The sequence below is a fragment of the Nocardia stercoris genome (genome assembly GCF_003696265.1).
GTDB lineage: Bacteria > Actinomycetota > Actinomycetes > Mycobacteriales > Mycobacteriaceae > Nocardia > Nocardia stercoris.
On sequence record NZ_RFFH01000013.1, the window covers coordinates 20,434 to 33,703 of the forward strand.

Below are 13,270 nucleotides of genomic sequence, written 5' to 3' on the forward strand. Positions count from 1 at the left end.
CGCGCTGCTGTCGGGGACCGGGCGTCCGGATTGCCGTGCCCCGGCGATCCACGCGAACCTCGCTCAAACCCCGAATCGGCGGATGGCGCATACGAGCAAGCTGCCTGTTCGGAGGAGGCATCCGACCGACCGGCTCACCTAGGCTGAGGTAATGGCTGATCGAGTGCTGGTGACGCTGGACGCGGAGGTGCGTGACGCGGAGGCGCCACTGCTGTACGCCGACGATATCGGCGCGCTGCGGGGGGACGGGATCTTCGAAACCGTGCTGTTGCGCGGCGGTTCGGCGTGTGCGCTCGAGTTACATCTGGCCCGCTTGGCCCGGTCGGCCGCGGCCCTCGAACTTCCGGCTCCCGATCTCGACGCGTGGCGGTTCGCGGTCGAGGTGGCCGCCGACGCCTGGGGTGGCGACCGCGAGGGCGTGTTGCGCATGATCTGCACGCGCGGCCGCGACGGCGCCCATCCCTCCGGGCCGGCGGGGAAGGGTGATCTGGCTGGGCCGCAACCGGATACGACCGGCTACGTCCTGGTGACGCCGGTGCCGGAACGGGTGGCGGCGGCGCGGGCCGACGGCATCTCGGTGATCACGTTGGCGCGCGGACTGTCCGATCAGGTGGCCGATACCGCGCCGTGGCTGTTGCTGGGCGCCAAGACGCTCTCCTACGCGACGAATATGGCGGCGTTGCGGTTCGCGGCCCGGATGGGCGCCGACGACGCGATCTTCACCAGTACCGAGCATCGGGTGCTGGAGGGTCCGCGGTCGTCGGTGGTGATCCAGCGTGGCAAGACGCTGATCACGCCGCCCGCGCGGAGCGGGGTGCTGCCGGGGATCACCCAGCGGGCGTTGTTCGCGGAGGCCGAGCGGGCGGGCTGGGACTGCCGCTACGAATCGTTCTTCACCGCGGATCTGATTACGGCGGACAGTATCTGGCTGCTGTCGAGTGTGACGTTGGCGGCACGAGTGAACCGGCTGGACGGGTTGCGTTATTCGCTGCCGGAGAGCGCCGCCGAGATCCCCGCGCTGGTCGACCGGGGAATCGCGCGGGAGTGGAGTGTCACTGACTGGTAGCTGAGACCCGCGGCGCTAGGGTCGGTGCCAGATTTGTGTGATCCGGGTCTCGTCATCCGGCGGCTGGTGCGGCGTTAGTCTTACTACGATCCGTAGTAGATCGGGCGAGGAGGCCAGGTGAGCGTCGTCGATGTGTCTCGGTGGCAGTTCGGTATCACCACCGTCTATCACTTCATTTTCGTCCCGCTGACCATCGGTCTGGCGCCCCTGGTGGCGATCATGCAGACCGTCTGGACGGTCACCGGGAACCAGGCTTGGTACCGGCTGACGAAGTTCTTCGGCAAACTGTTCATGATCAACTTCGCGCTCGGGGTGGTCACCGGACTGGTCCAGGAATTCCAGTTCGGGATGAACTGGAGCGAATACTCCCGCTTCGTCGGCGACGTGTTCGGCGCCCCGCTCGCCATGGAAGCACTGGTCGCCTTCTTCCTGGAGGCGACGTTCCTGGGCCTGTGGGTGTTCGGCTGGACCCGGCTGCCGAAACTCGTGCACCTGGCCACGATCTGGCTGGTCGCCGTCGGCGTCAACGCCTCCGCCTACTTCATCATCGCCGCCAACTCGTGGATGCAGCACCCCGTCGGCGCCCACTACAACGCCGACACCGGGCGCGCCGAACTCGACTCGATCTGGTCGGTTCTCACCAATGTGACTGCGCTGGCGGCCTTTCCACACGTCGCCTTGGGCGCACTGCTCACCGCCGGCACGTTCGTCGCCGGCATCGGCGGCTGGTGGATGGTCCGCTCGGCGAACTCGAGCGACCCCGGCGCCGTCGACGACGCGTCCGGCATGTGGCGGCCCGCGGTCCGGCTCGGACTGTGGATGATCGTGCTGTCGACCGTCGTCATCGCCGTCACCGGTGATATCCAGGGTAAGCTGATGTTCAAACAGCAGCCCATGAAGATGGCCTCCGCGGAATCGTTGTGCCACACCGAAACCGACCCCGACTTCTCGGTGCTCACGGTCGGGACGCACAACAACTGCGACAGCGTCACCCACGTGATCAAGGTGCCCTACGTGCTGCCGTTCCTGGCCGAGGGCAAGTTCTCCGGCGTCACCTTGCAGGGCGTCAAGAACATTCAAGCCGCCAACGAATTGCGTTACGGGCCAGGCAATTACCAGCCCAACCTGTTCGTCACCTACTGGACCTTCCGCGCCATGATCACCTGGCTCGCCGGATCGCTGCTGCTCGCCGCCGTCGGCTTCTATATGACGAGCAAACGCCGGGTTCCCAAGGCGCGCTGGTTCGCGATCCTCAGCCTGCTCATGATCCCGACCCCGTTCCTGGGCAACAGCGCCGGCTGGGTGTTCACCGAAATGGGCCGCCAGCCTTGGGTAGTCGCGCCAAACCCGACCGGCGACCCCGGCATCCATCTCACCGTCGCCCAGGCGGTATCGGCGAATACCGCAGGGACCGTGTGGTTGTCGCTGATCGTGTTCACCCTGCTGTACGGCGCGCTCGCGGTCGTGTGGTTCTACCTGATGAAGCGCTACACCGAACACGGGCCCGAAGCACCCGCGGCCGCCGGCGCCGCCGCGGGCGACGACACCGCCGTCGAACAACTGTCGTTCGCGTACTGAGGAGTCCGGTCATGTCACTGCAGGTTTTCTGGTTCGTGCTGATCGCCGTGCTGTTCACCGGCTACTTCGTCCTCGAAGGCTTCGACTACGGCGTCGGGGTGCTCATGCCGGTCCTCGGCCGCGGCGACGAGAAACGACGCCGCGCCGTACTCAACACCATCGGCCCGGTCTGGGACGGCAACGAGACCTGGCTGGTCACCGCCGGCGGTGCCCTGTTCGCGGCCTTCCCCGAGTGGTACGCCAGCCTGTTCTCCGGCTTCTACCTCGCGCTGCTGCTCATCCTGGTGGCGCTCATCGTGCGCGGCGTGGCCATCGAGGTGCGCGGCAAGATCGACGACCCGCGCTGGCGGCTGGTGTGCGACACCGCCATCGGATTCGGCTCGTTCGTTCCGGCCGCCGCCTGGGGGCTGGCGTTCGCGGCGCTGGTGCACGGCGTCCGGCTGAACGGGCACCGGCACATGGAAGGCGGGCTGTGGGGAGTCGTCTCGCCGTACACGCTGCTCGGCGCGCTCGCGTCCCTGCTGCTGTTCCTGCTGCACGGCGCCGTGTTCGTCACCCTGAAGACCGGCGGTTCGGTGCGGCTCGACGCCAACCGGCTGTCCAAGGGACTGCTGCTGCCGACCGTCGCGGTCGCGGCGGTGTTCGGGCTGTGGACGCAGGTCTCCTACGGCAAGGGCTGGACCTGGATCCCGTTGCTGCTGGCCGTGATCTGCCTGGCGGTGGCGGCGGCCGCTATCACCGTGGGCCGCGACCTGGTGGCCTTCCTCGGAACCGCGCTGACCATCGGCTCGGTGTCGGTGCTGCTGTTCGGTTCGCTGTTCCCCTTCGTGATGCCGTCCACGATCGATCCGGCTTTCGGCCTGACCGTCGACGGCCGCATCATCGACGGTCACACCACGGTCGCGGCCAGCTCCACCCACTACACGCTCACCGTGATGAGCTGGGTCGCGGTGGCAATGGTTCCGGTGGTGCTGCTCTACCAGGGCTGGACGTACTGGGTGTTCAGCAAGCGCATCACGGTCGAGCAGATCCCCGAACCCACCGGCCTGCCGCTGGTGCCGTCCGTGTAGTGCTGCTCGCCGGGCCCGGCCCGGTGTGGAGGAGTTGATCGACAATGGCTCGGCCCGTCGACCCGCGGTTGTGGCGGCATGCTCGTTCGGCCCGGAAATATCTCGCGGTCAGCGTGCTGACCTCGCTGGTCACCACGGTCTGCGTGATCGTGGCGGCGCTCGCCGTCGCGAGCGTGCTGGCCGGGGTGATCACCGACCCGGCCCGCCGCACCCTCGGCGCCTGGACCGCCACCTTGACGGTGCTGGCGGCGGCCGTCGCGGGACGCGGCGTGGCGACCTGGTGGCAGGCCCGCCTGGCGCATCGCGCCGGCGCGTCCGTGGTCACCGAACTCGAGACCGCCGTCCTGTCCGCCGGCGCCCGGCTCGGCCCGCGTGAACTCGATACTCGCCGTGCGGAACTCGCGGTCCTGGTCACCAGCGGCCTCGCCGGCCTGCGCGCCTACCTCGCCGGTTACCTCCCGGCCTTGCTCCTCGCCGTGGCCGCGCCCCCGACCGTCCTGCTGGTGATCGCGGTGCACGACCCGGCATCCGGGCTGATCATCGCCCTCACCCTGCCGCTGGTACCGGCCTTCATGATCCTCATCGGCCTGGTCACTCAGGGCCGATCGGCCGCCACCTTGACCGCGACCACCCGGCTCACCGACCAGGTCCTCGACCTGTTCGCGGGGATGCCCACCCTGCGTGCGCTCGGCCGGGAAACCGGGGATCGACCTGTCGGCGGCATGCTCGGCCGCGCCGAAGCGGAGACCGGCAACGCGGGCCCGACCATGCGCGGCCGCGTCCGAGCCCTCAGCGAGAACCTCCACCACCGCACCATGTCCGCCCTCCGTATGGCGTTTCTCTCCGCCGCGACCCTCGAACTCCTCGCCACCCTGTGCGTGGCCCTGGTAGCCGTATCCGTCGGCATGCGCCTCGTTTTCGGCCACATGGCGCTCTACCCGGGGTTGGTGGCCCTGATCCTGGCCCCGGAGGTCTATCTGCCGCTACGCCAGCTGGGGGAGCGGTTCCACGCCGCCCAGGACGGAATCGCGGCTGCGGAACGGGCTTTCGCCGTGTTGGATCCCGGATTGCGCCCGGTGCCGAGGGATTCCGCCGGCGCCGTGAGTGGAATCGATTCTCCTGAACGCACGTCCGTTGTGCTCGAGTCGGATCATGAGGGCAACGAATCATTCTCGGCCCCACCGAACTCCGGGTCGGGCAGACCGCAGTGCGTCCCGGTGGGTAGCCCGATGCCGCAGGCCGGTAGGAGCGAGTGCCGGGTGAGTAGCCGGATGCCGCAGGCCGGTAGGAGCGAGTGCCCGGCGGGTAGCCCGATGCCGCAGCCCGGTAGGAGCGAGCGCCGGGCGAATAGCCCGACGCCGCAGGCTCTCGCGAGCGAGTGCTGGGCGGGGGTACCGGCAGCCCGAGACATGGTCGGGGACATCCGGATCGACGGGCTGACGGTGCTGGGGCGTGGCGGAGCCGCACCTGACGGGCTCACGGCGGAATTCGCGGCCGGGCGGCTGACGGTGCTGGCGGGGGCGAACGGGTGCGGGAAATCCACTGCGCTGCTGGCGATTCTGGGGCTGATCCGCGCCGACGCCGGACGCGTCACGGTGGGCGGTGGGCCGGTCGTGGGTGAGTCGTGGTGGTGGGATCGAGTCGTCTGGCTGCCGCAGCGCCCGGTATTGCTGCCGGGGACCTTGCGGGCGAACTTGGAGCTGTTCGGGGTGCGCTCGGGGGCGGCGTTGGAGGCCGCCTGTACCGCAACGGGATTCGATGACGTTCTCGCGGACCTGCCAGACGGCTGGGACACGATCGTCGGGCCGGGTGGACACGGTCTGTCGCTCGGGGAGCGCCAGCGCCTGGCGCTGACTCGCGTACTGGCCGCCGACCGCCCGGTGCTGTTGCTCGACGAGCCGACCGCCCACCTCGACGCGGCCACTGAGGCAACGGTTCTCGACTCGCTGGTCGCCCGGGCGCGGGCGGGATCGGTGGTCGTCGTAGTCGCACACCGGCCTTCGATCCTGGTGCGGGCGGATCGAGTCGTGACGATCGGTGACGGCAGACCGGTCGATCGGGACTGCGGCCCCGTGGAGCCGGCGAATCCGAGTCCGGTCGAGTGCAGCTCGCTGCCGGGTGCGGTTTCGCAACGAGCGCGTTCAGCGAATCCGAACCTGGCTCGCGCGCACGGTTCCGGTCCGGTCGCGGCAAGTCCGACCCCCCTGTGGCCGGCCGAAACTGATGCCGCGCAATCGGAATCGCCGGGGCGCGATCACCTGGACATTCCGAATGCGTTGTATGCGAACGGGTCTGACTCTGCTGCCCGGAGCCCGAAATCGCAGCGGACCGCAGGGCAAGAGGACTGCACGGACTTCGGCGATACCGCCGAATCGGGCCTGCCGAACGCGGCCGGTTCCGGTCGCAGCCACGGCGGCAGTTCGCAGCCGGTGGGCTCGCACGGTTCGGGACCCGTCCGCGCGGCCGGTACCGAGCAACGAGCATCGGTCGGTTCGGAACGTGGTGAAGCTGTCGCGGCGAACAGGTTTCGTGGGATACCGGCTGGCACCGGTCTCGAGCGCGGCACCCATTCGGGAGGAAATTCGCTGGCACGCGCGGGCGGCGTCGAGCCGGTGGGCGCACGCTCGAGCGCTTCCGGGTTGCGGGATGAGCTGCGACAGTTGGCCGGTTTGCTGCGGGTGCCGCGGTGGCGTGCCGCTGCGTCGGTCGGGTGGGGGACGCTGGCGCTGGGCAGTGGCCTGGCGTTGGCGGCGGTCGCGGCCTGGTTGATCGCGCGGGCGTGGGAGATGCCGCCGGTGCTGTACCTGAGCGTGGCCGCGGTCGGGGTTCGGGCGCTGGGTATTTCGCGCGCGGTGTTCCGGTATGTGGAGCGGCTGGCCACACATGACGTGGCGTTGCGGGCCATGACTTCGGCTCGGGTGGCGGTGTATACGGTGCTGGCGAATGTCGGGTACCGCTCGTTGCGCCGGGCAGCCGGCACACCGGCCGACCCAACGGCCCCGCGTATGCCGGATTCGACACCGGCGGATTCGGTTGCCGCACCCGTGGAGGGATCGGTGCTGGCGAACGCCGGGTACGGCTCGGTGCGCCGGGCAGCGGGCACACCGGCCGACCCAGCGGCCGTACCCGTGCAGGAATCGATACCGGCGGTTTCGGTGGCTGTGCCCGTAGCGGGTTCGATACCGGCGGTTTCGGTGGCTGTGCCCGTAGCGGGTTCGGTGTCGGCGGTTTCGGTGGCTGTGCCCGTAGCGGGTTCGATACCGGCGGTTTCGGTGGCTGTGCCCGTAGCGGGTTCGGTGTCGGCGGTTTCGGTGGCTGTGCCTGTAGCGGGTTCGGTGCCGGTCGATTCGGTAGCCGTTCCCGTGGTGGGGTCGGCACCGGCTAGCCCAGCAGCCGCTCCCGAGGGCGATTCGAACAGTGCCATGCGGCGCGGGGACCTGCTGACCCGGATCGGTACCGACATAGACGATCTCGGTGCGGTCGTGGTGCGTGCGGTAGTCCCGGTGGCTGTGGCGTTGATCCTGTCCGTGGCGGCGGTCGGTGTGCTGCTTGCGATCTCGCTGCCCGCGGCCGCGGTGCTGGCGGTCGCGCTGCTGGTGAGCGGGGTTGCCGCGCCTTGGTTGTCGGCCCGTTCGGCGCGGGCGGCGGAGTCTGCGATCCGGGCGGACCGGATCGAATTCGCTGCCGAATCACTCACCGTGCTCGACCACGCACCGGAATTGCGGGTCGCCGGTCGCCTCGACGCCGCCGTGGACACCGCCCGCGCCGCCGCTCAGCGGGCGGTGGCAGCCGAGGACCGGGCCGCTCGCCCGGGTGCCTGGGCCGCGGCGGCGCTGCCGGTGTCGATCGGCGCGTCGGTGTTCGCGGCGCTGGTCGCCGGAATTCTGTTGTACGGCAATGGAACCGGAGCCTCGACTGCTGATCTGCCCGGGGTGCTGTCCGGCGGAATCACCCCGATGGCTTTGGCGGTGCTGGTGCTCGTTCCGCTGTCGTCGTTCGAGGCAGTCGCCGTACTACCCGCTGCCGCACAATCATTGACCCGTGCCCGAGCCGCCGTGCGCCGCTTCACGGCCTTCCGCGCCGAAGCCGAAGCGGCCGAGCCGACGCAGCGTGCATTCACGCCCATGCCTGCGGGCCACCGCATCGTCGTGATCGGTCCCAGCGGTGCCGGCAAGACCACCCTGCTGACCGAATGGGCCGGCCTGACCGGCACCCCACGCACCGACACCACCTTCTTCGCCGAAGACGCCCACCTCTTCTCCACCTCCGTGCTGGAGAACCTGCGGGTCGCGCGGCCCGATCTGACCGAGGCCGAGGCGGAGGGCGCGCTGCGCGCCGTCGGCGCCGGGCCCTGGCTCGACTCGCTGACCGACGGTGTCCGGACCGAGCTGACCGGAGGCGCGGCCGCGGTGTCGGGCGGTCAGCGCAGGCGGATCCTGCTGGCTCGCGCGCTCGTCGCCCCGGCCCGCGTTGTGCTGCTCGACGAGCCCACCGAACATCTGGAGGCCGCCGCCGGAGCCGAACTCCTGCGGGCCCTGCTCGATCGGGACAGCGGCCTGATCGACGCCGACCGCACCGTGGTGGTGGTGACCCACCAGCTGCCCGCGGACCACCGCGCCGACACCGTCGTAACCGTGGCCGCGGACGGTCGCGTCACCATCGCCCCCGGCCCGGCGGGCAGCGCCGTGACCAGCGTCTTTGCCCAGCGCGAAAATCCGTTGCCCGCCCGCTGACCGGGGACTACCTTTGTCCGTACACGGAAAGGAGGTGGTTCGAAGAATGTATGTTCATAGGACTTGTGAGGTGGCTGTCCGCTAGCGTTCTCGCAGCAGACGGATAGCCGTCCGCGTGGGAACGCGGCGAATTCCAGCAGTCACCCGGCCCCCGAGCCCCCGGTGTAAGTCCAACCGGGACCGCGATTTTCGCGGTAAGGCTCGGGGGCTGCCTGCGTTCTCGGGACGGTCATTCGACGGCCGCGCGCAACGCTCTCTCCCACCGCTGCGGATTCGGCAGCTGTCCGCCGTCGGGTATCGACCAGCATTCGGCCAGCACACCGAACCCGACATGTTCGAGCGCGGCCGCCGTATCACCGTTGGCCCGCGCCCAGTCCCGGTCGTCGTGGGCGGCGGTGACACTGCTGCGCGCCAGGCCGGCGAGTTCGAAGCGCAGCAGGCGGCGCAGCGCCCAGGTGTCGTTCGACGCGGGATCGGCGCGCAGCGCGGCCAGCAGTTCCGCTGTCGTGTCGGCGACCCGGCGCTGGATCAGGGCGAGGGTGGCGCGGTGGGCGTGCGGCAGCACCACCCACAGGACGACGACCGCTGTCACGACCCCGATCGTGGTCTCGGCCATGCGTTCCCCGAGCAGCCGCGGCACCGAGCTGTGTGCCCCCGGCCCACCGAGCAGCAGTGCGAGCGGCGTGATGAAGACGACCGCCAGTCCGTAGTTGCCGGCGACGAACAGTTCGACCAGGAACTGCAGGGTGACGAGCACGAGAATCAGCGCCACACCGCTGGGTGACAGCCACTCCAGACCGCCCAGCAGCACCAGCCCCAAGGCGGTTCCGCCGAACCGTTGCAGCGCCCGCACGACCCCGCGCGGCCGATCCGGGCCCATGTTGAGGACGAGGGTCGCGGCCAGCAGCGCCCAGTCGGGCCGGCCCAGACCCAGCAGCGTCGCGATCGTCGCGGCGGCCACGGCCGCGACGGTGACCCGTACCGCGGTCACGGTGGCGTGCGAGGCCGGCGCCCACGACCAGCGCAGGCGCTGCCGCAGCGTCGGCCGGGCCATGGGCAGGTGACCGGGATCCGCCATCACCCGCTGGTCGGGGCCCGCGCCCGTGCGGTCGGTGGTGTGGGTGAAGTCGCGATGCGCCACCATCAGCTGGACGACCAGCGCCGACTTCGCCGACAACCCCGCGTCGTGGACGGCCGCCCACGCGGCCCAGATCGCCTCCGCCGCCGCGCGCCGTTCGGTCACCGGATGCGGCCGCCCGGCTCCGGCCGCCTGGTACGCGGCGACCGCGCGTGCCGCCGCGCCTACCGCGGACCGTTCCGGTTTACGCCGGTCGATCAGGGCCGGCACCAGGCCGACGATCACGCTGGACAGCACACCCGCCGCGGTCGCCGGCACGATCGACCGCACCGGCATCCCGCCGGACGACATCACAAGTGCCGCACCGCAACCCAGCACGATGAAGTACGAGCCCGGCGGTGGCAGCCCTACCGCGTCGGCGACATAGGTGCTGACCCCCGCCACCGCGGCCAGCACAGTGATCTCCAGGATCCGCCCGGACGGCGATCCCACCGGCAGCACCCGCGCGGTCACCGCCCCCAGCGCCACCACACCGATCAGGACCAGGCCCACGGTCGCGATCAGCCGCCCGCGCATCCGGTACGGCCGGCCCTCCCCGTAGAACGCCGCGAACGTGCCGAGCGCGACGATCAGCGCCTCGTGCCGGAACCCGAGCGCATACGCCAGCATCGCCGGAATCCCCAACGCCAGCCCGGCCCGCGTCGCCGCGGCATATCGGGGCGGTCCCGCGAGCCGCCACAGCACCTGCCGCCGCCGCAACCGCGCCGGCAACGTGTGGGCTGCGGACGGAAATGACGGCTCGCCGTTGATCCGGTCCGATGACACCACTCGATTGCAGCACAACCCGGTATGCACCGATCGGTGACGCACAGGTTCCGCGCGCAACCCGCGCTGTGGTTCCTAGTCCCGCAGGTCGGTCAGCAGCCGGGCCAGGTCCAGCCCGCTGGTCAGATAGTCGACGAACAGCCGGTTGTGCAGCGCCCAGGGGGAGCGGCGGGCGCGGATCCGGTCGATCGCGTCCTTCGGGGTGTGGCCCAGCTGGATGAGGGTCTGCCCGGCGACCAGCCCCGACCGGTTGTACCCGGCGTAGCAACGCACGAGAACCCGGCGCCCGCCGTGGATGGCGGTGGCCGCGATCCCCGCGAGCTCGCGAACCCGGTCGATCTGTCGGGTGGTCAGCGGGCCGTCCGGCATCAGCGCCACATGATGTTCGACCTCGGGCGCCGGCCCGTGCCCGGCCTGCTGATACAGGCTGATCACCACATCGAATTCGGAGCCGACCAGCACCGGAACCAGGCCACCGCCGGTCCCTTTGCGCTGATGCCCGCCCATCCACAACCCGGAAGCGATCTCGTCCCAACCTGTTTCGGCGAACGGTACGCCCGGGCCGCTGGTCCAGGTGCTCACTGCCATGCCTCCCGGTCCGCCGCCACGCGGTGGACGTGTCCCACGATGTTCGACCTGCCAGCCTACCGGCCTAAACGGTCGAAAGGGACAGGTCGATGCTGAGAACTTCCCGGGAACCATGGCGAAACGGAAGCCAACGGCAAAGCGCCGCAACGATTCTCGTGTTCGACGAGCGACCGCACCCGGCTGCCACAACGTCGGAGCGGGGGAGCTCCTAGCCGATGTAGCGCTGGAGGCGCGCGGACAGCCGCGGCTGCAGGGCACCGTCGGCGGCCACCCGCTCCTCGACGTAACCGAGGTCGCCGCCCTCCACGATGCCGTAGAGGCGCTTGGCGCCGCCGACCACCACACCGGACTGGCTGCGGATCACCACATCGGTGGCCAGTTCCCACGACGACTGCGACAGCGCCGTGCCGTAGAACAGCTCCACCACACCCGAACTGTGGGTCAGCAGCAGCTCGATGACCTCGTCGTCGGCATCGGTGCCGACCCGCCAGAACCCGCTCTCGCGCAGGTCCGGGCCGTCGTAGTTGCCATCGGCGTCGAGACTCCAGGAACGCGAGTTCCAGGCCAGATAGTCGCCACCGTCGTGCGAGACGATGATCTGCTGCCCGAAGTGGTAGTCCCCGCGCTCGGGGTCGTTGCCCTCGCCCTCACCGCGCCACACACCGACCAGCGGCAGCAGCGCCAGCAAGGCGGGATTCAGGTCCGGCCCGAGCCGCAGGTTCGCGGTGTCGTCGGGCAGGGGGAGATCGGGAAGCTGCTCGATATTGCGGCCGGCCGTTTCGCGGGCGCGCTCGGCAGCGTCGGCGACCGCCTGGTCACCACTGCGGCGCGCGGCGGCGGGGCCGGAGGCGGACTGGGCTTCGAAAGCCGGTTCCGCGGCGTCCGCGGCACTCCCCTGGGAAGTGCCGTTGGTGGACTGCTTGTCGTGCTCTCCCGACGGGCTCACGACTCGGTGAACAGCCGGTACAGGACGTACAGACCGAACCAGGCGATCAGCGCCGAGCAGAGAACCAGCAGAATCTCGAAAGTTGCGACCACGATCCGCAGTCTAGCGAGCCGTCGACCGGAATACGAAAACGGCCCCGGGTTGTCCCGGAGCCGTTTTCGTCACACGCGGTATCGCCTACTTGGCGACGGTCACGTCCACATTGTGGATGCCGGCGCCCTCGGGCGTCACGGTCGAGGTGCCGTTACCGGACGCGGACAGCGCCCGCAGCGTCCAGGTGCCGGGCGCGGCGAAGAACCGGAAGTCACCGGTACCCGACGCCACGACCTCGGCGGTGAACTCACCGGCGCCGTCCAGCAGGCGGACGAACGCGCCACCGACGGTGTTGCCGTCGGCGTCCAGGACACGGCCGGTGATGACCGTCTCCTTCTCCACGTCGACGTTGGCGGGCAGGGCCTGACCCTGGGTAGGTGCAGCACACATATTGATTACGCTCCCAATTCGATCGGTGCACCGACGAGGGAGCCGTACTCGGTCCAGCTCCCGTCGTAGTTCTTGACGTTCTGGTGGCCCAGCAGCTCCTGCAGCACGAACCAGGTGTGCGAGGAACGCTCACCGATGCGGCAGTAGGCGATGGTCTCCTTCGAGCCGTCCAGGCCCGCGTCCTTGTACAGCTCGGCGAGCTCGGCGTCGGACTTGAAGGTGCCGTCCTCGTTCGCGGCCTTGCTCCACGGCACGTTGATCGCCGAGGGGATGTGGCCGGGACGCTGGCTCTGCTCCTGCGGCAGGTGGGCCGGGGCCAGGATCTTGCCGGAGAACTCGTCGGGCGAACGCACGTCGACCAGGTTCTTGACGTTGATGGCGTCGATCACCTCGTCGCGGAAGGCGCGGATCGACAGGTCCTGCTCGGAGGCCTTGTAGGAGGTGGCCGGGCGCACCACGGCGTCACGGGACAGCTCACGGCCGTCCAGCTCCCACTTCTTGCGGCCACCGTCGAGCAGCTTCACGTCCTGGTGGCCGTACAGCTTGAAGTACCAGTAGGCGTAGGCGGCGAACCAGTTGTTGTTGCCGCCGTACAGCACGACGGTGTCGTCGTTGCCGATGCCCCGCTGCGACAGCAGCTCGGAGAACTGCTCCCGGTTCACGAAGTCGCGACGGACCTGGTCCTGCAGGTCCTTCTTCCAGTCGAGCCGGATGGCGTTGGGGATGTGACCCGTCTCGTAGGCGGAGGTGTCCTCGTCGACCTCGACAATGACGACGCCGGGGGTGTTGAGGTTCTCTTCGACCCAGTCTGCGGAGACCAGGACATCGGCGCGAGCCATGTTGTTCCTTTCGTATGAACCTTGCGGGGGAGCATGTCCCGCCTGGGAGGGCGGGGGTGGAGAA

9 protein-coding genes are annotated in these 13,270 nt (G+C 69.6%); 4 read left to right on the forward strand and 5 right to left on the reverse strand.

Annotated features, from left to right (window positions below; translation table 11 throughout):
• Positions 1 to 151: 151 nt before the first annotated feature.
• From EBN03_RS24640 to EBN03_RS35875, 4 genes are all read left to right on the forward strand, one after another.
• Positions 152 to 1,066, forward strand: a complete 915-nt coding sequence (locus EBN03_RS24640) for an aminodeoxychorismate lyase (protein ID WP_122190512.1) — start codon at positions 152 to 154, stop codon at positions 1,064 to 1,066.
• A gap of 117 nt (positions 1,067 to 1,183) precedes the next feature.
• Positions 1,184 to 2,644 carry a cytochrome ubiquinol oxidase subunit I gene (locus EBN03_RS24645; protein WP_122190513.1) on the forward strand — a complete coding sequence of 487 codons (1,461 nt, stop codon included), beginning with the start codon at positions 1,184 to 1,186 and terminating at the stop codon, positions 2,642 to 2,644.
• Positions 2,645 to 2,655: 11 nt separating this feature from the next.
• On the forward strand, positions 2,656 to 3,714 hold the full coding sequence (gene cydB, locus EBN03_RS24650; protein WP_122190514.1) for a cytochrome d ubiquinol oxidase subunit II: 1,059 nt from the start codon (positions 2,656 to 2,658) through the stop codon (positions 3,712 to 3,714).
• 44 nt (positions 3,715 to 3,758) lie between these two features.
• Positions 3,759 to 8,447 (forward strand): ATP-binding cassette domain-containing protein, encoded by a 4,689-nt coding sequence (locus tag EBN03_RS35875; protein WP_407671230.1) that lies wholly within the window; start codon positions 3,759 to 3,761, stop codon positions 8,445 to 8,447.
• Positions 8,448 to 8,676: 229 nt separating this feature from the next.
• Here the strand turns inward: EBN03_RS35875 and EBN03_RS24665 are convergent, their stop codons facing one another.
• The 5 genes from EBN03_RS24665 to EBN03_RS24685 form a co-directional block, all read right to left on the reverse strand.
• Complete coding sequence (locus EBN03_RS24665) at positions 8,677 to 10,350, reverse strand: FUSC family protein (RefSeq protein WP_147471687.1); 1,674 nt, start codon at positions 10,348 to 10,350, stop codon at positions 8,677 to 8,679.
• Positions 10,351 to 10,425: 75 nt separating this feature from the next.
• Positions 10,426 to 10,932, reverse strand: a complete 507-nt coding sequence (locus EBN03_RS24670; RefSeq protein WP_199742952.1) for a protein-tyrosine phosphatase family protein — start codon at positions 10,930 to 10,932, stop codon at positions 10,426 to 10,428.
• 214 nt (positions 10,933 to 11,146) lie between these two features.
• Complete coding sequence (locus EBN03_RS24675) at positions 11,147 to 11,884, reverse strand: FABP family protein (protein WP_122190517.1); 738 nt, start codon at positions 11,882 to 11,884, stop codon at positions 11,147 to 11,149.
• Between the two features lie 177 nt (positions 11,885 to 12,061).
• Positions 12,062 to 12,367 (reverse strand): DUF1416 domain-containing protein, encoded by a 306-nt coding sequence (locus EBN03_RS24680; RefSeq protein ID WP_122190518.1) that lies wholly within the window; start codon positions 12,365 to 12,367, stop codon positions 12,062 to 12,064.
• A 5-nt stretch (positions 12,368 to 12,372) separates the two neighbouring features.
• Positions 12,373 to 13,206: a sulfurtransferase gene (locus EBN03_RS24685; protein ID WP_122190519.1), complete on the reverse strand. Its 834-nt coding sequence runs from the start codon at positions 13,204 to 13,206 to the stop codon at positions 12,373 to 12,375.
• Positions 13,207 to 13,270 lie beyond the last annotated feature (64 nt).

What these genes read in the sequence shown, in the direction of transcription:
- EBN03_RS24640 (WP_122190512.1), top strand. Translation starts at nt 152, where the DNA reads ATGGCTGATCGAGTGCTGGTGACGCTGGACGCGGAGGTGCGTGACGCG.
- cydB (WP_122190514.1), top strand. Translation starts at nt 2,656, where the DNA reads ATGTCACTGCAGGTTTTCTGGTTCGTGCTGATCGCCGTGCTGTTCACC.
- EBN03_RS35875 (WP_407671230.1), top strand. Translation starts at nt 3,759, where the DNA reads ATGGCTCGGCCCGTCGACCCGCGGTTGTGGCGGCATGCTCGTTCGGCC.
- EBN03_RS24680 (WP_122190518.1), bottom strand. Translation starts at nt 12,367, where the DNA reads ATGTGTGCTGCACCTACCCAGGGTCAGGCCCTGCCCGCCAACGTCGAC.
- EBN03_RS24685 (WP_122190519.1), bottom strand. Translation starts at nt 13,206, where the DNA reads ATGGCTCGCGCCGATGTCCTGGTCTCCGCAGACTGGGTCGAAGAGAAC.